This is a genomic window from Streptomyces sp. MBT53, assembly GCF_016654115.1.
Taxonomy (GTDB): domain Bacteria; phylum Actinomycetota; class Actinomycetes; order Streptomycetales; family Streptomycetaceae; genus Streptomyces.
Map to the genome: position 1 here is coordinate 48,181 of NZ_JAEQAZ010000025.1, position 18,686 is coordinate 66,866.

An 18,686-nucleotide genomic window follows, 5' to 3' on the forward strand; every position below is an offset into this window, starting at 1 on the left:
ATGGCCGACGACCCCTTCGTCCTCGGTGGTACGTCCTTCACGTCCCGGCTGATCATGGGCACCGGAGGCGCGCCCAGCCTCGACGTCCTGGAGCGCGCGCTGGTGGCCTCCGGGACGGAACTCACCACGGTCGCGATGCGGCGCGTGAACGCTTCCGTGCACGGCTCGGTGCTGTCCGTCCTGGAGCGGCTCGGCATCCGGGTGCTGCCCAACACGGCCGGCTGTTTCACGGCGGGCGAGGCGGTGCTGACGGCCCGGCTGGCGCGGGAGGCGCTCGGGACGGCGCTGGTCAAACTCGAGGTGATCGCGGACGAGCGCACGCTGCTCCCCGATCCCATCGAGCTGCTCGACGCGGCCGAGACCCTGGTCGACGACGGGTTCACGGTGCTGCCGTACACGAACGACGATCCCGTGCTCGCGCGGAAACTGGAGGACGTCGGGTGCGCGGCGATCATGCCCCTGGGGTCGCCGATCGGCTCCGGGCTCGGCATCCGCAACCCGCACAACTTCCAGCTGATCACCGAGCACGCGCGCGTGCCGGTGATTCTGGACGCGGGGGCGGGTACGGCGTCCGACGCGGCGTTCGCGATGGAACTGGGGTGCGCGGGGGTGATGCTCGCCTCGGCGGTGACGCGGGCGCAGGAGCCGGTGCTGATGGCCTCCGGCATGCGGGCGGCGGTGGAGGCAGGGAGGTTGGCGTTCCGGGCGGGGCGTATCCCCCGTAGGCACTTCGCCGAGGCGTCTTCTCCCGCGGAGGGCCTGGCACGGCTGGACCCTGAGCGTCCGGCCTTTTGATCTCCCACCCGCGCACCGCCCGTTTACGGTCGGCTGAAAAGTGGACCTCTCCTGCGGGGGTGCCTCGCCGTCGGCGGCCGCCCGTGCGTGCCATCCGTTGAAAAGTGGACCTCACCTGTGGAGGTTCCTCGCCGTCGGCGGCCGACCGCGCGTGCGATGCGTCACAGGTCCGCTGCAGTACCGCCCCGAAACTGGCCGAAAAGGGGGCGCTGTCAGCCTCGGCTCGTACACTCACCTGCGTGGATGCGACCCTTCATGACCCTCTCGTCGGGCAGTTGCTCGACGGCCGCTATCGCGTCGACGCGCGGATCGCCGTCGGCGGGATGGCCACGGTCTACCGGGCCGTGGACACCCGCCTGGACCGGGTTCTCGCGCTCAAGGTGATGCACCCGACGCTGGCGGCCGACGCCTCCTTCGTCGACCGGTTCATCCGCGAGGCCAAGTCGGTGGCGCGGCTGGCGCATCCGAACGTGGTGCAGGTCTTCGACCAGGGCGCCCAGGGGGCGTACGTCTATCTGGCGATGGAGTACGTCGCCGGCTGCACCCTGCGGGACGTGCTGCGCGAGCGCGGGGCGCTCCAGCCGCGGGCCGCGCTGGACATCCTGGAGCCGGTGCTGGCCGCGCTCGGTGCCGCGCACCGGGCCGGGTTCGTGCACCGGGACATGAAGCCGGAGAACGTGCTCATAGGGGACGACGGCCGGGTCAAGGTCGCCGACTTCGGGCTGGTCCGGTCCGTGGACACGGTCACCAGCACCACGGAGAACGTGCTCGGTACGGTCTCGTATCTCGCGCCGGAGCAGATCGAGGGCGGCACGGCGTCCCCCCGGGTCGACGTGTACGCGTGCGGTGTCGTCCTGTACGAGATGCTCACCGGCCAGAAGCCGCACGACGGGGACTCCCCCGCGATCGTGCTCTACAAGCACCTGCACGAGGACGTCCCGCCGCCCTCCGCCGTCGTGCCCGGGCTGGCGTACGAGCTGGACGAGCTGGTCGCCACGGCCACCGCGCGTACCCCGGAGATCCGGCCGTACGACGCGGTCGCGCTGTTCGGTCTGGTCCGCGAGGCGCGGGCGGGGCTGAGCGACGAGCAGTTGGACGTGGTGCCGCCGCAGGCGCTGACCTCGGAACATCCCGACTCCGAGAACCGTACGAGTGTGATCCCGCGCTCGCTGACCGTGCCGCGTCCGCTGCCGGTCAACGAGGACGACGAGCCCGGTGACCCGTTCAACCGGACCAGCCGGTTCGAGAGCGGGCCGCCGCTGCCGCCCCGGCGGCGCGACGCGCGGCGGCCCCGGCGCGGGCTGCTGGCGATCATCGCGGCCGTCCTGCTGATCATCGGCGTCGGGACGGGCGTCTGGTACATCAACTCCGGCCAGTTCACCAAGGTCCCGCCGCTGCTGGCGAAGACCGAGGCGCAGGCGAAGGAGCGGCTGAAAGAGGCCGGTCTCGACGTCAAGTCGGTCAAGCACGCCTACAGCGACACCGTGAAGCGGGGCACGGTCATCAGCACCGACCCGGTGGCCGGCGCCCGTATCCGGGACAACGACTCGGTGGCCCTGACCGTCTCGGACGGGCCGGAGACCGTGAAGGTGCCCGATCTGACGGGCTACGCCCTGGACAAGGCGCAGGCCCTCCTCAAGACGGACGGGCTGGCGGCCGGCATGGTCACCAGGGAGTTCAGCGACGACGTCCCCAAGGGCTTCGTGATCAGCACGGACCCCGGGGCGGGCACCGAGCGCCACGCGGGCTCCGCGATAGCCCTGACCGTCAGCAAGGGCAGTGCGGTCGACGTGCCCGATGTCACCGGTGAGGATCTGGACGAGGCGAAGTCGGACCTCCAGGATGCCGGTCTCACGGTGAAGGTGTCGGACACCGAGGTCACCTCGGAGTACGACGCGGGCCAGGTCGCCCAGCAGACCCCGGCCGGCGACAGCCAGGCCGCCAAGGGCGACACCGTGACGCTGACGCTGTCCAAGGGCCCGGAGATGGTCGAGGTCCCGAGCGTGGTCGGCGCGAGTGTCGACGCGGCGACGAAGCTCCTCGAGGAGTCCGGTTTCAAGGTCAAGGAGGACCGCGGGCTGCTCGGCCTGTTCGGCGACACCGTGAAGAGCCAGTCCGTGGACGCGGGCGAGCAGGCCCCCAAGGGGTCGACGATCACGATCACCATCCGGTGACGGGGGCGGCACGCGCGCGTGACACCCTGGTCGGGTGAGCAGCGAGTTCCCCTCCAGTACGCCTGAGTTCCCTTCCCGCAACCCCGTCGGCGGCCATGTCCCGGTGGCCGGCGGCCTGCACTCCGTGGGGCTGTCCTACGCCCGTGAGCTGGCCGCCGAGACCGTGCAGGTCTTCGTCGCGAACCCGCGCGGCTGGGCGACACCGGCCGGGAACCCGCGCCAGGACGAGGAGTTCCGCGCGGTCTGCGAGGCCGAGTCCATCCCGGCGTACGTGCACGCCCCGTACCTGATCAACTTCGGCTCGCACACCGAGGCGACCGTGGAGAAGTCCGTGGAGTCGCTACGGCACTCGCTGCGGCGGGGACGGGAGATCGGCGCGCTCGGTGTGGTCGTGCACACCGGGAGTGCGACGGGCGGGCGGGAGCGGGCCGTGGCGCTGGCCCAGGTGCGGGAGCATCTGCTGCCGCTGCTGGACGAGTTGACGCACGAGGACGATCCGTTCCTGCTGCTCGAGTCGACGGCCGGTCAGGGTTCGTCGCTGTGCTCGCGGACCTGGGACTTCGGGCCGTACTTCGAGGCGCTGGACGCCCATCCGAAGCTGGGTGTGTGTCTGGACACGTGCCACATCTTCGCCGCGGGCCACGACTTGACCGGCCCGTCCGGCATGCACCAGACGCTCGATCTGCTGGTGGACACGGTCGGCGAGGGGCGGCTGAAACTGATCCATGCCAACGACTCCAAGGACGTCGTCGGCGCCCACAAGGACCGGCACGAGAACATCGGCTCCGGGCATATCGGCGAGGATCCGTTCCGCGCGCTGATGACCCACCCGGCGACCGAGGGCGTACCGCTGATCATCGAGACGCCCGGCGGCAAGGAGGGGCACGCGGCGGACGTGGAGCGGCTGAAGAAGCTCAGGGACTCATAGCCTCGAAGGGCTCGCAACGCCCCTGGGGCTTACAGCTCGGGACCCTCGCCGGGCCCCTCCTGGTACGAGTACCGCTGTTCCTTCCACGGGTCCCCGACGTTGTGATAGCCGCGTTCCTCCCAGAAGCCGCGCCGGTCCGCCGTCATGTACTCGACGCCCCGGACCCACTTCGGGCCCTTCCACGCGTACAGGTGGGGGACGACCAGGCGGAGCGGGAAACCGTGTTCCGCGGTGAGGAGTTCGCCGTCCTTGTGGGTGGCGAAAATCGTGCCCTCGGCGGCGAAGTCGGCGAGCCGGAGGTTGGCGCTGAAGCCGTACTCGGCCCAGACCATGACATGGGTGACGGCGGGTGACGGCGGGGCCGTCTCCAGGATCGTGCGGGCGGGGATGCCGCCCCATTCGGCGCCCAGCATGCTGAACTTCGTGACGCAGTGCAGATCGGCCACGACCGAGTCGTAGGGCAGGGCCGTGAACTCGTCGTGGTTCCAGCAGTGCTTGTCGCCGTCGGCGGTGGCGCCGAAGACCCTGAACTCCCAGCGCTCGGGGCGGAACTTGGGGACCGGGCCGTAGTGGGTGACCGGCCAGCCGCGCTGAAGTCGCTGGCCGGGCGGCAGCTCGGACTGTTCGACCCCTCTCTGACCCATGGCTCCATCCTGACAGACGGGGGCCGGTGCACATGACCGGCTCTGGGCGGATTCGGGCAACTCCTACTAAGCATGCACTTACTGGACGACGTCTTCGCGCCGGTGCAATCATGCGGCGCAACCCGCCAGTTCCCTTGTTTTGGAAGGAGCCTCTGCGATGCAGGGCGACCCCGAGGTCCTTGAATTCCTGAACGAGCAGCTCACCGGTGAGCTGACCGCGATCAACCAGTACTGGCTGCACTACCGCATCCAGGACAACAACGGCTGGACCAAGCTCGCCAAGTACACGCGTGAAGAATCCATCGACGAGATGAAGCACGCGGACAAGATCACCGAGCGCATCCTGATGCTCGACGGTCTGCCGAACTACCAGCGGCTGTTCCATGTCCGGGTCGGCCAGACGGTGACCGAGATGTTCCAGGCGGACCGGCAGGTCGAGGTCGAGGCGATCGACCGCCTCAAGCGCGGTATCGAGGTGATGCGCACGAAGGGCGACATCACGTCGGCGAACATCTTCGAGGACATCCTCGAGGACGAGGAGCACCACATCGACTACCTCGACACGCAGCTGCAGCTGATCGAGCAGCTCGGCGAGGCGCTGTACATCGCGCAGCAGATCGAGCAGCCCAGCTAGGGTCCACCCCTAAGCGGCTTCGTCCAGTTCGGCGAAGACCGACGCGCCCTCTTCCACGAGATCGCGGCGCGGGCAGTTGCCGCGGCCGAGGATGGCCTGGATCCGGCGAACACACGAACCGCAGTCGGTACCGGCCTTGCAGGCGGAGGCGATCTGGCGGGGCGTACAGGCACCCCCACCCGCGTGCTCCTGGACCTGTGCCTCGGTCACCTGGAAGCAACTGCAGACGTACACGCGGATTCACCTCCCGCCGGAACTTGATAAGGCCAACCTAACCTTACCCGGCCCGCAGGTCCTGTAAAAGTGCCGTGGGGCGGGGATCGTATGTGATCCCCGCCCCACGGCACTCTGCTGTAACAGGTGAAACGGTTACTGGTCCCTGTACATCTCGGCGACGAGGAAGGCCAGGTCAAGGGACTGGCTGCGGTTGAGACGCGGGTCGCAGGCCGTCTCGTAGCGCTGATGCAGGTCGTCGACGAAGATCTCGTCGCCGCCGCCCACGCACTCGGTGACATCGTCACCGGTGAGCTCGACGTGGATGCCGCCCGGGTGGGTGCCGAGGCCCTTGTGGACCTCGAAGAAGCCCTTCACCTCGTCGAGCACGTCGTCGAAGCGGCGGGTCTTGTGACCGGAGGCCGCCTCGTACGTGTTGCCGTGCATCGGGTCGGTGATCCAGGCGACGGTCGCGCCGGACGCGGTGACCTTCTCGACCAGCTCGGGCAGCTTGTCGCGGACCTTGTCCGCGCCCATCCGCACGATGAAGGTGAGCCGGCCCGGCTCGCGGTCCGGGTCGAGGCGCTCGATGTACTGCAGCGCCTCCTCCGCGGTGGTGGTCGGGCCGAGCTTGATGCCGATCGGGTTGCGGATCTGGGAGGCGAACTCGATGTGCGCGCCGTCCAGTTGGCGGGTGCGCTCGCCGATCCACACCATGTGCCCGGAGACGTCGTAGAGCCTGCCGGTGCGGGAGTCGACCCGGGTGAGGGCCGATTCGTAGTCCAGCAGCAGCGCCTCGTGCGAGGAGTAGAACTCGACGGTCTTGAACTCCTCCGGGTCGGTCCCGCAGGCCCGCATGAAGTTCAGCGCGTTGTCGATCTCACGCGCGAGCTGCTCGTAGCGCTGGCCGGAGGGGGACGACTTCACGAAGTCCTGGTTCCAGGCGTGCACCTGGCGCAGGTCGGCGTAGCCGCCGGTGGTGAAGGCGCGCACCAGGTTGAGCGTGGAGGCGGACGCGTTGTACATCCGCTTCAGGCGCTCGGGGTCCGGGATGCGGGCCTCTTCGGTGAAGGCGAAGCCGTTGACGGAGTCGCCCCGGTAGGTCGGGAGCGTCACCCCGTCGCGGGTCTCGGTCGACTTGGAGCGCGGCTTGGAGTACTGGCCGGCGATGCGCCCGACCTTGACCACCGGCACCGAGGCGGCGTACGTCAGTACGGCGCCCATCTGGAGGAGGGTCTTCAGCTTGTTGCGGATGTGGTCGGCGGACACCGCGTCGAAGGCCTCGGCACAGTCGCCGCCCTGGAGGAGGAACGCCTCTCCCTTGGCGACGGCCGCCAACCGGGCACGCAGCTGGTCGCACTCGCCCGCGAAGACGAGCGGCGGATACGACGCGAGGTCCGCGATCACTGCGCGCAGAGCCTCGGTGTCGGGGTACTCGGGCTGCTGCGCCGCGGGCAGGTCTCGCCAGGTGTTGCCAGCGCTGGCGCTGGTCTTAGCGTTCACGGTCACGGCCTCAACATTACGGGGTCGTGTCGAGCTGTTTTCGCGCGGCTCGACAGGTGAGATGCCCACACGCTCAGCTGGGCGTGGGGTATGGTGCCTCGCATGTTCGCGCTTTCGACTCAGAACTGGTGGTGGACCGCTCATCCGGCGGCCCACTGACTGCGCGTACTCAACAGTACTTCGCGAAGGCCGCCCGAGGGCGGCCTTCGGCGTTTCCGGGGTCGTTCCTCACCGACAGATCGACAGATCGCCAGATGGCAGAGGAACCATGGACCTGACACAGCTGCTGACCGACGACCGACCGTTCGCCCTGCTGCGCCGCCGCACGCCGGGCCACGACGAGAACACGGTCGAGGTCTTTCTCGGCCCGGTCTCCACCCACGACCGCCTCGCCGACCTCCCCGCCGAGGGCCTGGCCCTGATCCCCTTCCGCCAGATCCGCGAGCGCGGCTTCGACGTCCGCGACGACGGCACCCCGCTGGCCTTCCTCACCCCCGAGGAGTCGTACGGCATCCCGCTCGCCGACGCCCTGGACCAGCTGCCCGCGCACGACGTACGGGTCGAGGGCGGTGGCTTCGACGTCGGCGACGAGGCGTACGGGGAGATCGTCGGACGGGTGCTGCGGGAGGAGATCGGGCGCGGCGAGGGCGCCAACTTCGTCATCCGGCGGACGTACGAGGGCGAGATCCCGGGGTTCTCGCGCAGAGACGCTCTCGCGCTGTTCCGGCGGCTGCTGGTGGGTGAGCGGGGCGCGTACTGGACGTTCGTCGTGCACACGGGTGAGCGCACGCTCGTGGGCGCGAGCCCCGAGGTGCACGTGCGGATGTCCGGCGGGACGGTCGTCATGAACCCGATCAGCGGGACGTACCGCTATCCGGCGGAAGGGCCCACGCCCGAGCACCTGTTGGACTTCCTCGCCGACGGCAAGGAGATCGAGGAACTGTCGATGGTCGTCGACGAGGAACTGAAGATGATGTGCACGGTCGGCGACATGGGCGGGGTCGTGATCGGACCCCGGCTGAAGGAGATGGCCCATCTCGCGCACACCGAGTACGAGTTGCGCGGCAAGTCCTCGCTGGACGTTCGGGAGGTCCTGAAGGAGACCATGTTCGCGGCGACCGTCACCGGGTCGCCGGTGCAGAACGCCTGCCGGGTCATCGAGCGGCACGAGGTGGGCGGAAGGGGCTACTACGCCGGCGCCCTCGCCCTCGTCGGCCACGACTCCGGCGGTGCCCAGACCCTCGACTCCCCCATCCTCATCCGCACCGCCGACATCGACCCGGCCGGCCGGCTGCGGGTCCCGGTCGGCGCCACCCTGGTGCGCGGCTCCGACCCGGCGGGCGAGGTCGCGGAGACCCACGCGAAGGCGGCGGGCGTCCTGGCGGCTCTCGGCGTACGACCGTCCCGGCCGCGCGAGGAGAGCACGCGGCCCCGGCTCGCCGACGACCCCCGGGTGCGCGCCGCCCTCGACGGTCGCCGCACCTCCCTGGCCCCCTTCTGGCTGCGGATGCAGGAGCGGTCCGAGGAGCTGACCGGGCACGCGCTGGTCGTCGACGGGGAGGACACCTTCACGGCGATGCTCGCGCATGTGCTGCGGTCGAGCGGGCTCGATGTGACCGTGCGGCGGTACGACGAGGAGGGGCTGCGGGAGGCGGTGCTCGCGCACGAGGGGCCGGTGGTGCTGGGGCCTGGCCCCGGTGACCCCTCCGACACCGCCGACCTGAAGATGCGGTTCCTGCGGGCGCTGACCGCCGAGGTCCTCCGGGCGAACCGGCACGGTGTCCTCGGCGTGTGCCTCGGGCACGAACTGGTCGCGGCGGAGCTGGGGTTGGAGATCGTCCGCAAGGAGGTTCCGTACCAGGGGGCGCAGACGGCGGTCGATCTGTTCGGGCGGCAGGAGACCGTCGGCTTCTACAACAGCTTCGTGGCGCACTGCGACGACGAGGTCGCGGCCGAACTGGGTGCCCACGGTGTGGAGGTCAGCCGTAGCGCGAGCGGTGAAGTGCATGCGCTACGGGGGCCCGGGTTCGCCGGCGTCCAGTTCCACCCGGAGTCGGTGCTGACGCTCGACGGGGCTGCTGTCGTACGGGAGTTGATGGGTCAGCTGCGGGGCACGAGCACGTTCTCGGAGCGGCGGCCGGCCGTGTAGTCGAGGACGTTGCGGACGGTCGCGTCGCTGATCTGGCCGACGGCGTCCTCGGTGTAGTACGCCTGGTGGGAGGTGACCAGGACGTTCGGGAAGGTGACCAGGCGGGCCAGGGTGTCGTCGTCGACGGCCTCCAGGGACTTGTCGAGGAAGAACAGGCCCGCCTCCGCCTCGTAGACGTCCAGGCCCACGCCCGTGAAGCGGCCCTCGCGCAGTTCGGCGACGAGGGCCGCGGTGTCGATCAGGCCGCCTCGGCTGGAGTTGATCAGGATCGCGTCGTCCTTCATCGCCTTCAGCGCGTCGGCGTCGATGAGCCGCCGGGTGTCCGGCAGCAGCGGGACGTGCAGGGTGACCAGGTCGGACTCGGCGAGGAGCTGTTCCTTGGGGACGTAGGTCATGCCGAGTTCGACGCACGCCGGGTTCTCGGCGACGTCCCAGCCCAGCAGCCGCATCCCGAAACCGTGGGCGATGCGGGTGAACGCCTCGCCGATCTTTCCGGTGCCGAGCACTCCGACGGTACGGCCGCGCAGGTCGCGGCCCATCAGGCCGTCGAGCCGGAAGTCGAAGTCACGGGTGCGGGTCGCCGCGCGGACGATCCGGCGGTTGACGGCCATCGCGAGGGTCCAGGCGAACTCGGCTACGGAGTACGGCGAGTAGTACGAGCCCCTCCAGGGGCGGACCGGTGTACTCCAGCACCGTGCATGTCCAGGCGCCGGCGACCGAACGCACCGTCCAGGGGCTGCGCCCCCGGACCCCCGCTTCGGCCCTGAAGGGGCCTCGTCCTCAAACGCCGGACGGGCTGGGATGCCCGGCCGACGTCAAGAACGTGCCCGAGGTTCAACCGAGGTGCCCAACGGAGGTCAAGAACGTGGCCGGGGTTCATCCAAGATGCCCGGTCGACGTCAAGAGCGCAGCCAAGTCTCAGCCGAAGAACACCCCGACCTCCTCGTACAGCTTCGGGTCCACCGTCTTCAGCTGGGCCGTGGCCTCCGCGATCGGTACGCGGACGATGTCCGTGCCGCGCAGGGCGACCATCTTGCCGAAGTCGCCGTCGCGGACGGCCTCGATGGCGTGCAGGCCGAAGCGGGTGGCGAGCCAGCGGTCGAAGGCGCTGGGGGTGCCGCCGCGCTGGATGTGGCCGAGGACGGTGGTGCGGGCCTCCTTGCCGGTCCGCTTCTCGATCTCCTTGGCCAGCCATTCGCCGACGCCGGACAGCCGGACGTGCCCGAAGGAGTCGAGGGTGCCGTCCTTGAGGACGACCTCGCCGTCCTTGGGCATGGCCCCCTCCGCGACGACCACGATCGGGGCGTACGACGCCTTGAAGCGGGAGGTGATCCAGCCGCACACCTGGTCGACGTCGAAGCGCTGCTCGGGGATGAGGATGACGTTGGCGCCGCCGGCCAGGCCGGAGTGGATCGCTATCCAGCCGGCGTGCCGGCCCATGACCTCGCAGACCAGGACCCGCATGTGCGACTCGGCGGTGGTGTGCAGCCGGTCGATGGCCTCGGTGGCGATGCCCACGGCGGTGTCGAAGCCGAAGGTGTAGTCGGTGGCGGACAGGTCGTTGTCGATGGTCTTCGGTACGCCGACGCACGGCACGCCGTACTCGTCCGAGAGCCGCGCGGCCACGCCGAGGGTGTCCTCGCCGCCGATCACGATGAGCGCGTCGACCTCCTGGGCGGCGAGATTGGCCTTGATGCGGCCGATGCCGTTCTCCAGCTTCAGCGGGTTGGTGCGGGAGGAGCCGAGGATGGTGCCGCCGCGGGGCAGGATGCCGCGCACCGCGGGGATGTCGAGACGGACGGTGTCGCCTTCGAGCGGGCCTCGCCAGCCGTCCCGGTAGCCGACGAAGTCGTAGCCGAACTCCTGGACGCCCTTGCGGACGATGCCCCGGATGACGGCGTTGAGTCCGGGGCAGTCGCCGCCTCCGGTCAGTACTCCGACGCGCATGGAAATATCCCTTCGCCGCAGTTTCCTGTGACAGCCACGCTAATGGTGATCCAGGTCACAGAGGGATGGGCGGGAAGGTCAATTCAGCTGAATTGTGGGGTAGTTGATCTACCCCGTCCGGCTACGCGTCGTCGAGTCCGCGCTCTATCGCGTACCGCACCAGCTCCACGCGGTTGTGCAACTGGAGTTTGCCCAGGGTGTTCTGGACGTGGTTCTGGACCGTGCGGTGCGAGATGACCAGGCGTTCGGCGATCTGCTTGTAGCTGAGGCCCTTGGCGACCAGGCGGAGCACCTCGGTCTCGCGGTCGGTGAGTTGGGGAGCCTTGGGCTCGTCGCTGCCGGCGGCCGGTGCCGGGTCGGAGGCCAGGCGGCGGTACTCGCCGAGGACCAGTCCGGCGAGCCCGGGGGTGAACACCGGGTCGCCGACCGCCGTTCGCCGCACCGCGTCCAACAGCTCTTCCGTGGAAGCCGACTTGAGCAGATAGCCGGTCGCGCCCGACTTCACCGCCTCCAGCACGTCCGCGTGCTCACCGCTCGCGGAGAGCACCAGGACGCGCAACGCCGGGTTGGCGCCCACCAGTTCCTTGCAGACCTGGACGCCGGGCAGCACCGGCAGGTTCAGGTCCAGGACCAGGACGTCCGGGGCGGCGGCCCGGGCCCGGCGTACCGCCTGCTCGCCGTCACCGGCGGTGGCGACCACCTCGAAACCGGCCTCGGCCAGGTCGCGGGCGACCGCGTCCCGCCACATCGGATGGTCGTCGACCACCATGACCCTGATCGGGCCCCGCTGCTCACTCATCGTGTCCCCGCCTTCCCCCGTGCCTTCGGTACCTTCAGCTCGACTTCCGTGCCCTGCCCGGGAATCGAGACCAGCTCGGCGCTGCCGCCGAGGTGCCGCAGCCGCCCCCGGATCGACAGGGCGACCCCGAGCCGCCCCTCACCCTCGGCCTGCGCCAGCCGCCCCTCGGGGATACCGGGCCCGTCGTCCCGTACGGTCACGACGACCTCCCGGGGCTCGTCCTCGACCAGGATCCACGCACGGGCGTCGTCACCGGCATGCCTGCGCACATTGTCCAGCGCGGCCCCGACCGCGGCGGCCAGCTCCTTCGCCGCGTCCGCGGGCAACGGCACCGGAGCCCCGGGCTCGGCGAAACTCACCTTCGCGGCGGCGTACGGCGCGAGCAGCGACCGCAGATCGACCGGCCCGTCGTCGTCCTGCTCGGGTTCTTCCTCCACGGCCCGCACGACCGCGCCCTCCGCCGCGTCCAGCGAGATCCGGGAGACGGGGACCAGTCCGCCGGAGACCAGGGTGCGCAGCGCGATCTCCTGCTCGCCCGCCATCCGGCCCAGTTCGCCCGCCTCTCCGCCGAGCACGGCACCGCGCCGCTGCACCATGGCCAGCACCTGGAGGACACCGTCGTGGATGTCCCGGGCCAGCCGCTCCCGCTCGCGGGTGGTGGCCTCGATCTCCAGGGCACGGGCGAGGGTGCGCTCGGAAGCGCGGGCGACCTCCACGACGTAGCCGATGGCGATGGAGGCGACCCAGACGAGCACCACGTTGTGGACGGTGTCGCGGGCCGGGGAGCCGCGCTCGATCAGGTTGGCGACGGCGACCGGGGTGGAGGCGAACGCGGCCCAGCGCCAGCCGCCCTTGATGGCGAAGGCGAGGACCGAACCCGCGGTCCATATCGACGGCAGGGTGGGGCCGCCGCTGTCGATGTGGTGGGCGTCGGCGGCGACCGGGGTGAGGACGATGCCGGTCAGCGCGATCGCGAGGTCCACGGCCAGGAAGCGCTTGGTGCAGGCGACCGCGCTCTGCACCCGGGGCAGGGTGGCGAGCGTCCAGACGAACAGGACGACATAGAAGGCGATGGCGACGCCCGGACGGTCGAACTGGTCGTACTCGGAGGCGAACAGTCCGACCGCGTACAGCATGGTCAGCACCCGGTAGCCGCTCAGGGCACGCCACAGCGGCTGCTCGACCGACATTCTGATGACGCGCTCGCGCTTGGCCAACTCCCCCACCCCCAACAGACCACCCCGCCTAGGGGCTCGTCTGCTCCTTCTCCGCTTGTGCGAGCGCGGCCCTGGTGGCCTTGTCCGCTTCCTTCTCGGCCTTCGCCGCGTCCGCGATCTGCCGCTTGGCGGCGGTCGCGTAGATGTCGACGTACTCCTGGCCGGAGAGCTTCATGATTTCGTACATGACCTCGTCGGTCACGGCCCGCAGGACGAAACGGTCGTGCTCCATGCCGTTGTACCGGCTGAAGTCGAGCGGCTTGCCGATCCGGATGCCCGGGCGCATCAGCTTCGGCACCACCTTGCCGGGCGGCTGGATCTTCTCCGTGTCGATCATCGCGACCGGGATCACCGGAGCGCCGCTGGCGAGCGCCACGCGCGCGAGGCCGCCGGGTTTGCCGCGGTACAGGCGGCCGTCCGGGGAGCGCGTGCCCTCCGGATAGATACCGAACAGTTCACCGCGCTCCAGGACGTCGAGCCCGGCCTTGATCGCGGCCTCGCCCGCCCCGCGCGCACCCGACCGGTCCACCGGGAGCTGGCCGGCGCCCTTGAAGAACGCGGCCGTCAGCTTGCCCTTCACCCCGGGCGTCGTGAAGTACTCGGCCTTCGCGATGAAGGTCACCTTGCGGTCGAGGACCGCGGGCAGGAAGAACGAGTCCGAGAACGAGAGGTGATTGCTCGCCAGAATGGCGGCGCCCTCCGCCGGAATGTTCTCAAGGCCCTCCACCCACGGCCGGAAGGCGACCTTCAGCGGCCCACCGATGGCGACCTTCATCGTGCCGTACAACAACCGAGTGCCTCCTGTGCTCATCGATCAGACCTTAACCCGGAGCACCGTCAAAGGACCCGACGGCCCTGGTCGGTGTCAGTGCGGTCGCGTACGGTTAACCGCACCTGGACTCGTTCACGCCTCACTGACGCACACCCTTCTTCATGAACATGAACACGCCCCTCTCATGAACAGGAGACCGAAGGTGCCGGTCCTCCCCGGAGCCGAGCCGTACCGCCACGAGGGCGGGGAGGTCGGAGTTCTCCTCTGCCACGGCTTCACCGGTTCCCCGCAGTCGCTGCGCCCCTGGGCGGAGTATCTGGCCGAGCGCGGCCTCACCGTGTCGCTGCCGCTGCTGCCCGGGCACGGCACCCGCTGGGAGGACATGGCGCTCACCGGCTGGCAGGACTGGTACGCGGAGGTGGACCGCGAGCTGCGCGCCCTGCGCGAGCGCTGCTCGCAGGTCTTCGTCGCGGGCCTGTCCATGGGCGGTGCGCTGGCCCTGCGGCTGGCCGCGAAGCACGGCGACGAGATCAGCGGTGTCGTGGTCGTCAACCCCGGTATCAAGGTGCACGGCCTCGCCGCGTACGCCCTTCCGGTCGCCCGCCACCTGGTGCGTACGGCGCCGGGTATCGCCAGCGACATCGCGAAGGAGGGCAGCGACGAGGTCGGCTACGCCAAGGTGCCGCTTCACTCCGCGCACTCGCTGCGCAATTTCTTCCGGCTGGTCGACCGCGAGCTCCCGCAGGTCACCCAGCCGCTCCTGCTGCTGCACAGCACCCAGGACCACGTGGTGCCGCCCGCCGACTCGGCCCGTGTCCTCAGTCGCGTTTCCTCGGCCGACGTGACGGAAATCCTGCTGGAACAGAGCTACCACGTCGCGACGTTGGACCACGACGCGGACCGGATTTTCGAGGAGAGCTTCACGTTCATCGGCCGGCTCGCACCCAGTGTCGGCAAGCAGGCGTCCGACACGGGCCGGGTGAGCGAGCAGGAAGGGACGGCCACAGGTGGCTGAGCACGACTCCGACCGCGAGGGCCTCGAACCGGACGAGCAGGGCGTCCCGTTCGACGAGGAGGCCGCGTGGGCCGCGATCGTCGCCGGATACGGCGACGAGCCCAAGGATCCGCCGGGCGCCAAGCCGTTCAAGTCGATCGAGGACCTGGCGCTGCTCGACCCCGAGAAGAACGACGAACAGCCCAAGGCCAAGGAGCAGTCCGCCAAGGGCAAGGACCAGGACAAAGGCGCGGAGGAGCCGCCGCCCGCCAAGCCGCTGGGCAGCTCCGTCTCGTTCGCGCCCGGTGTCGGCGGTCCCCGTGACTACACCGCGCCGGACTCCTCCGAGGAGGACTTCGACGAGGACGACGAGGGCCACTTCGTGCCGCCGGAGCCGCCACCGCTGCCGGCCGCCGACACGACGGCCAAGTTCGCCTGGCTCGGGGTGATCGGCGGCCCGATCCTCCTGTTGCTGGCGGTACTGCTCGGCTGGGACATGACCTGGTGGCTCGCGACCGTCGGCATCGGCGGCTTCCTCGGCGGCTTCGGCACGCTGGTGATGCGGATGCGGACGGACGACGAGGAGGGGGACGACCCCGGGCGCGGGGCCGTCGTCTGACCCACGAGGACTCGTCCTCTAGCTCGCGGGGATCTTGAGGGCGGCCAGGACCGGGAAGTGGTCCGTGGCCGCCCTCACGTCTGTCTCCGTCACTCCCGGCTGCTCCGACGGCACCCCGCACCCCAGCACCTCGACGCCCTGCGTCGCGAAGATCGCGTCGATGCGCTGGAAGGGGTTGCCGGGGGTCCAGGTGTACTCGTCGCCCCACGGGGTGGTGGCCCAGCAGTCCTGGAGATCCTTGGCCAGCCGGGTGAAAGTCCGGCCTCCGGGGCGGTCGTTGAGGTCGCCGCCCGCGATCGCGTGGTCCACACCCATGCCGGCCAGCCGGTCGAGCAGCATGCCGCCCTGGTCGTAGCGCTCGTCCTCGCGGAGGCTGAGGTGGCAGCTGAGGACGCCGAGCCGGGCGCCGCCGAAACGGACGACCGCGGTCGCGAAGCCGCGGCGGTGTTCGCCGGGGGTGAGCGGGAGGAGTACGTCCTCGGTGCGTTCGACCGTTGCCCGGAGCGAGCAGAGCAGGGCCGGGCCCGCGGCGGTGCCGCCGCCGGAGAGGACGACCAGGTCGGAGGCCGACGCCAGGCGGGCCAGCTTCTTGCGCCAGCGGAAGAAGCGGGGGGCCTCCTGCACCAGGACGAGGTCCGGGGCGCAGGCCCTGATCACCCGGGCCAGGGCGTCGGTGTCGTCGCGCATCGAGCGGATGTTGTAGCTCAGGACGCGGATGATCGCGGAACCGTCGGGTTCGGTGCGGGAGTTGGGGAGCGGCGGCATGTGGATCAATTTACGCCGCGACGGAAACGGCTGCGCGCCCAATGGCTCGGGGCGCGGGGTACGTGCGCGACTGCCGGTCGGATGTGGCTGGTCGCGCGCGCGGGGCGGTAGCCGCAAATCGACTACCGCCCCGCGCCCCTAAAAACAACTCACATGATCGGGTCCGGCTCCCTCGCCAGGTCCGCCGCTCCGACCATGCCCGCCTTGTTGCCCAGTTGGGCCGCGATCACGTCGGCGACCGGGCGCCAGTTGCCGCCCACCAGCCAGCGTTTGTAGGACTTGCGGATCGGGTCGAGGACGAGTTCGCCCTCGTCCGAGAGGCCGCCGCCGACGATGAACGCGGAGGGGTCGAAGAGGGAGGCCAGGTCGGCGAGGCCGGCGCCGGCCCAGCGGGCCAGTTCGCGGTAGGAGTCGACGGCGACCGGGTCGCCCTGCCGGGCGGCCATGGAGATGTGCTTGCCCTCGATGCCCTCGGGGGTGCCGTCGCCGAGCGAGAGCAGGACGTCCGCGGCTTCGGGGGTCGCGTTGGCGCGCTGCTTGGCGTAGCGGACGAGGGCGCGGCCCGACGCGTACTGCTCCCAGCAGCCCTGTGAGCCGCAGCCGCACAGCAGGCCGTCCGGCACCATGCGGATGTGGCCGAACTCGGCGGCCACCCCGAAGTGCCCGCGGCGCAGCTTGTTGCCGATGATGATGCCGCCGCCGAGGCCGGTGCCGAGGGTGATGCAGATGACGTTGCGGTGGCCCTTGCCGGCGCCGAACTTGTACTCGCCCCAGGCCGCGGCGTTCGCGTCGTTCTCCACGACGACGGGAAGGCCCACGCGGGCCTCGACCTTGTCCTTCAGCGGCTCCTGGCGCCAGTCGATGTTCGGCGCGAAGTAGACGGTGGAGCGCTGCCGGTTCACGTAACCTGCCGCGCCGATGCCCACGCCCACGATCTCGTGCCCGGCGCGCGCTCCGTCGACGGCGGCGGCGATGGCGTCGACGATGCCCTCGGGCGTGCCCGGGGTGGGCACCTGGTGGGTCGACAGGATGTTGCCTTCCTCATCGACCACGCCGGCCGCGATCTTGGTGCCGCCGATGTCGACGCCGATGGTGAGTCCCATGAATCCCTCAGTTTCGGTCGAGCCCCGCTACGGCCCACCGTACCCGAGGGCCCGGCGTCGGATCAGCGACGTCGTTCCGGAGAGCGGGCCCTCCGGGACGGGTCCTAGTCGAGGTCGATGCGCTCTCCGGGGCCGGAGTCGTCGCCCGGGTCGCGCAGGTTCTTGAGTTCGCTGTCGCGGGCCGTCCACCGCTGTTCCTGGGCCTGGACCGCGGAGCGGTACGCGGCGAGGAGTTCGTTTCCGGCCGCCGCGAGGTGGTCGAAGACGTCCGGGTTGCGTTCGATGACGGGCTCGACGGCGGCCTTGGCCTGCTGGACGACCTGCTTGACCACCTGCTGGGCGGCCGGTCCCGCGACCTGGCCGAGCAGGGGTGACTGGAGGCCGGCCAGCTTGTCCGTGACGGTGTCGACGAGCTTGCGCAGTTCCTCGGCGGCCGAGCCCGGGGGCGGGCCGTACTGGGTGCGGCGGCGGGCCTTCTCCGCTGCGAGGTCTTCGGCCGCTGCCGTCGCCCAGGCGTCGGCGTCGGTCGCCCGCACCTCGTCGAGCGCCTCTTCCTTGCCGGCCTCGTACGGGGGGAGCTCTTCGCTCATGACGGACTCCTGACTACGGTTCGTCTCTACGACGTTACCCGAATGGGCGTACGTGCTTCACGTCTCCGCACGCACCAATGCTCACCTTCCCTGCGGCCACAGGTCCGGGTCGGGTGTGAAGCGGATCCGGAGTTCACCCTCGCGCAGGGCGGCACCGGCCACGGTGCAGCGGCGCAGGGCCGAGGGCAGGGGGACGATACGGCGGAACGGGCCGACGGTGACGACCAGTTCGTCGCCCCGGCGGACGAGGTCCAGCTCGTCCCGTATCGCGCCGGGCAGCGGGATGTGCCAGACGAGGACCCTGTCGCCGCCGTCCTCGGCGAGCTCGTCGGTCACGGGCCACTCGACCGTGGAACCGGTCGCGTTGACACCGGGCACGGCGAGCGCGGCCAGGTCGTCCGTACCGCGCGGGTCGTGGCCGAGGTGACGGACAGGACGGCAGTCGTACGTGCCCTGCCACTCGTCCAGGGTCTTGCGCTGCTGGACGCCCAGGGCGGCGAGCCAGGTGTCCTCGACGGACTCGGGCAGCACCCGGTTGGCGATCAGCGCATCCGGGCGCAGGCCGCGCAGGGCGAGGGCGAGACCGGCCGCACGGACCGCGTCGGCGCCTGCCGGTCCGGGGTCCGCGACCAGGCGTACGGATGTGTTGCGGTCGGCGAGGACCGCCTCGACGGCCGCCAGTTCCACGTCCCACCGGCCCGCGGTGTCGTAGAGCCACTCCGAGGGCATCGGGACGCCGGCGAGGCGGCCGAGGACCGGGCGCAGGGCGCGGGCCGCCTGGCGCTCCGCGGGGAGGAGGCGGCGGAGGTAGCGGCGGAGTTCCTCGGGGAGGGCGAGGAT

At 70.4% G+C, this 18,686-nt stretch carries 19 protein-coding genes and 1 pseudogene; 8 read left to right on the plus strand and 12 right to left on the minus strand.

From position 1 onward, the window contains the following. From JHN45_RS12060 to JHN45_RS12070, 3 genes are all read left to right on the plus strand, one after another. Positions 1-795, plus strand: coding sequence for a thiazole synthase (locus JHN45_RS12060; protein WP_201049027.1), 795 nt, complete (start codon positions 1-3; stop codon positions 793-795). A 239-nt stretch (positions 796-1,034) separates the two neighbouring features. Beyond that, positions 1,035-2,969, plus strand: coding sequence for a Stk1 family PASTA domain-containing Ser/Thr kinase (gene pknB, locus JHN45_RS12065; RefSeq protein ID WP_307783086.1), 1,935 nt, complete (start codon positions 1,035-1,037; stop codon positions 2,967-2,969). Positions 2,970-3,003: 34 nt separating this feature from the next. Next, positions 3,004-3,897, plus strand: coding sequence for a deoxyribonuclease IV (locus JHN45_RS12070; RefSeq protein ID WP_200711580.1), 894 nt, complete (start codon positions 3,004-3,006; stop codon positions 3,895-3,897). Between the two features lie 29 nt (positions 3,898-3,926). Here JHN45_RS12070 and JHN45_RS12075 read toward each other — a convergent pair whose 3' ends face one another. Further along, the gene (locus JHN45_RS12075; protein WP_201049028.1) at positions 3,927-4,541 is read right to left on the minus strand and encodes a sulfite oxidase-like oxidoreductase; all 615 of its coding nucleotides are present in this window, start codon (positions 4,539-4,541) and stop codon (positions 3,927-3,929) included. Between the two features lie 157 nt (positions 4,542-4,698). Here JHN45_RS12075 and bfr point away from each other — a divergent pair, with 157 nt between their 5' ends. Beyond that, positions 4,699-5,175 (plus strand): bacterioferritin, encoded by a 477-nt coding sequence (gene bfr, locus JHN45_RS12080; RefSeq protein ID WP_019062355.1) that lies wholly within the window; start codon positions 4,699-4,701, stop codon positions 5,173-5,175. A 9-nt stretch (positions 5,176-5,184) separates the two neighbouring features. On the opposite strand, the gene JHN45_RS12085 is transcribed toward bfr, so the two are convergent. Further along, a complete protein-coding gene (locus JHN45_RS12085; RefSeq protein ID WP_200711582.1) occupies positions 5,185-5,409 on the minus strand; it encodes a bacterioferritin-associated ferredoxin in 225 nt (74 codons plus the stop codon). 135 nt (positions 5,410-5,544) lie between these two features. Continuing rightward, entirely contained in the window at positions 5,545-6,897 is a 1,353-nt protein-coding gene (locus tag JHN45_RS12090) for a class II 3-deoxy-7-phosphoheptulonate synthase (protein ID WP_200711583.1), read from the minus strand. A 96-nt stretch (positions 6,898-6,993) separates the two neighbouring features. Here JHN45_RS12090 and JHN45_RS54690 point away from each other — a divergent pair, with 96 nt between their 5' ends. Both JHN45_RS54690 and JHN45_RS12100 read left to right on the plus strand, forming a co-directional pair. Further along, complete coding sequence (locus tag JHN45_RS54690) at positions 6,994-7,050, plus strand: trp operon leader peptide (protein ID WP_078912442.1); 57 nt, start codon at positions 6,994-6,996, stop codon at positions 7,048-7,050. 109 nt (positions 7,051-7,159) lie between these two features. Continuing rightward, positions 7,160-9,040 carry an anthranilate synthase family protein gene (locus JHN45_RS12100; RefSeq protein ID WP_201049029.1) on the plus strand — a complete coding sequence of 627 codons (1,881 nt, stop codon included), beginning with the start codon at positions 7,160-7,162 and terminating at the stop codon, positions 9,038-9,040. Here the strand turns inward: JHN45_RS12100 and JHN45_RS12105 are convergent. From JHN45_RS12105 to JHN45_RS12125, 5 genes and pseudogenes are all read right to left on the minus strand, one after another. Continuing rightward, positions 8,992-9,705, minus strand: a pseudogene (locus JHN45_RS12105) (NAD(P)-dependent oxidoreductase); the annotation flags it as partial. The gene JHN45_RS12100 and the pseudogene JHN45_RS12105 overlap by 49 nt on opposite strands. A gap of 253 nt (positions 9,706-9,958) precedes the next feature. After that, positions 9,959-10,987: a 6-phosphofructokinase gene (locus JHN45_RS12110; protein WP_200681653.1), complete on the minus strand. Its 1,029-nt coding sequence runs from the start codon at positions 10,985-10,987 to the stop codon at positions 9,959-9,961. Between the two features lie 121 nt (positions 10,988-11,108). Further along, positions 11,109-11,786: a response regulator transcription factor gene (locus JHN45_RS12115; protein ID WP_200711585.1), complete on the minus strand. Its 678-nt coding sequence runs from the start codon at positions 11,784-11,786 to the stop codon at positions 11,109-11,111. Beyond that, the gene (gene macS / locus JHN45_RS12120) at positions 11,783-13,003 is read right to left on the minus strand and encodes a MacS family sensor histidine kinase (RefSeq protein ID WP_201049030.1); all 1,221 of its coding nucleotides are present in this window, start codon (positions 13,001-13,003) and stop codon (positions 11,783-11,785) included. The genes JHN45_RS12115 and macS overlap by 4 nt, the downstream gene beginning before the upstream one ends. Positions 13,004-13,031: 28 nt before the next feature. After that, complete coding sequence (locus JHN45_RS12125) at positions 13,032-13,778, minus strand: 1-acyl-sn-glycerol-3-phosphate acyltransferase (RefSeq protein WP_201049034.1); 747 nt, start codon at positions 13,776-13,778, stop codon at positions 13,032-13,034. Positions 13,779-13,977: 199 nt separating this feature from the next. On the opposite strand from JHN45_RS12125, the gene JHN45_RS12130 reads away from it, so the two are divergent. After that, positions 13,978-14,790, plus strand: coding sequence for a carboxylesterase (locus tag JHN45_RS12130; protein ID WP_201049035.1), 813 nt, complete (start codon positions 13,978-13,980; stop codon positions 14,788-14,790). After that, entirely contained in the window at positions 14,783-15,388 is a 606-nt protein-coding gene (locus JHN45_RS12135; protein WP_200711587.1) for a hypothetical protein, read from the plus strand. Before JHN45_RS12130 ends, JHN45_RS12135 begins: the two co-directional genes overlap by 8 nt. Positions 15,389-15,406: 18 nt before the next feature. Here JHN45_RS12135 and JHN45_RS12140 read toward each other — a convergent pair whose 3' ends face one another. From JHN45_RS12140 to JHN45_RS12155, 4 genes are all read right to left on the minus strand, one after another. After that, a complete protein-coding gene (locus JHN45_RS12140; protein WP_200711588.1) occupies positions 15,407-16,153 on the minus strand; it encodes an endonuclease/exonuclease/phosphatase family protein in 747 nt (248 codons plus the stop codon). Positions 16,154-16,302: 149 nt separating this feature from the next. Further along, the gene (locus JHN45_RS12145; RefSeq protein ID WP_200711589.1) at positions 16,303-17,256 is read right to left on the minus strand and encodes an ROK family glucokinase; all 954 of its coding nucleotides are present in this window, start codon (positions 17,254-17,256) and stop codon (positions 16,303-16,305) included. A 104-nt stretch (positions 17,257-17,360) separates the two neighbouring features. Then, positions 17,361-17,846, minus strand: a complete 486-nt coding sequence (locus JHN45_RS12150) for a DUF5304 domain-containing protein (protein ID WP_200711590.1) — start codon at positions 17,844-17,846, stop codon at positions 17,361-17,363. An 81-nt stretch (positions 17,847-17,927) separates the two neighbouring features. Next, positions 17,928-18,686: ArsA-related P-loop ATPase (locus tag JHN45_RS12155; protein ID WP_307783087.1), on the minus strand; the 759-nt coding region annotated here is incomplete at its 5' end.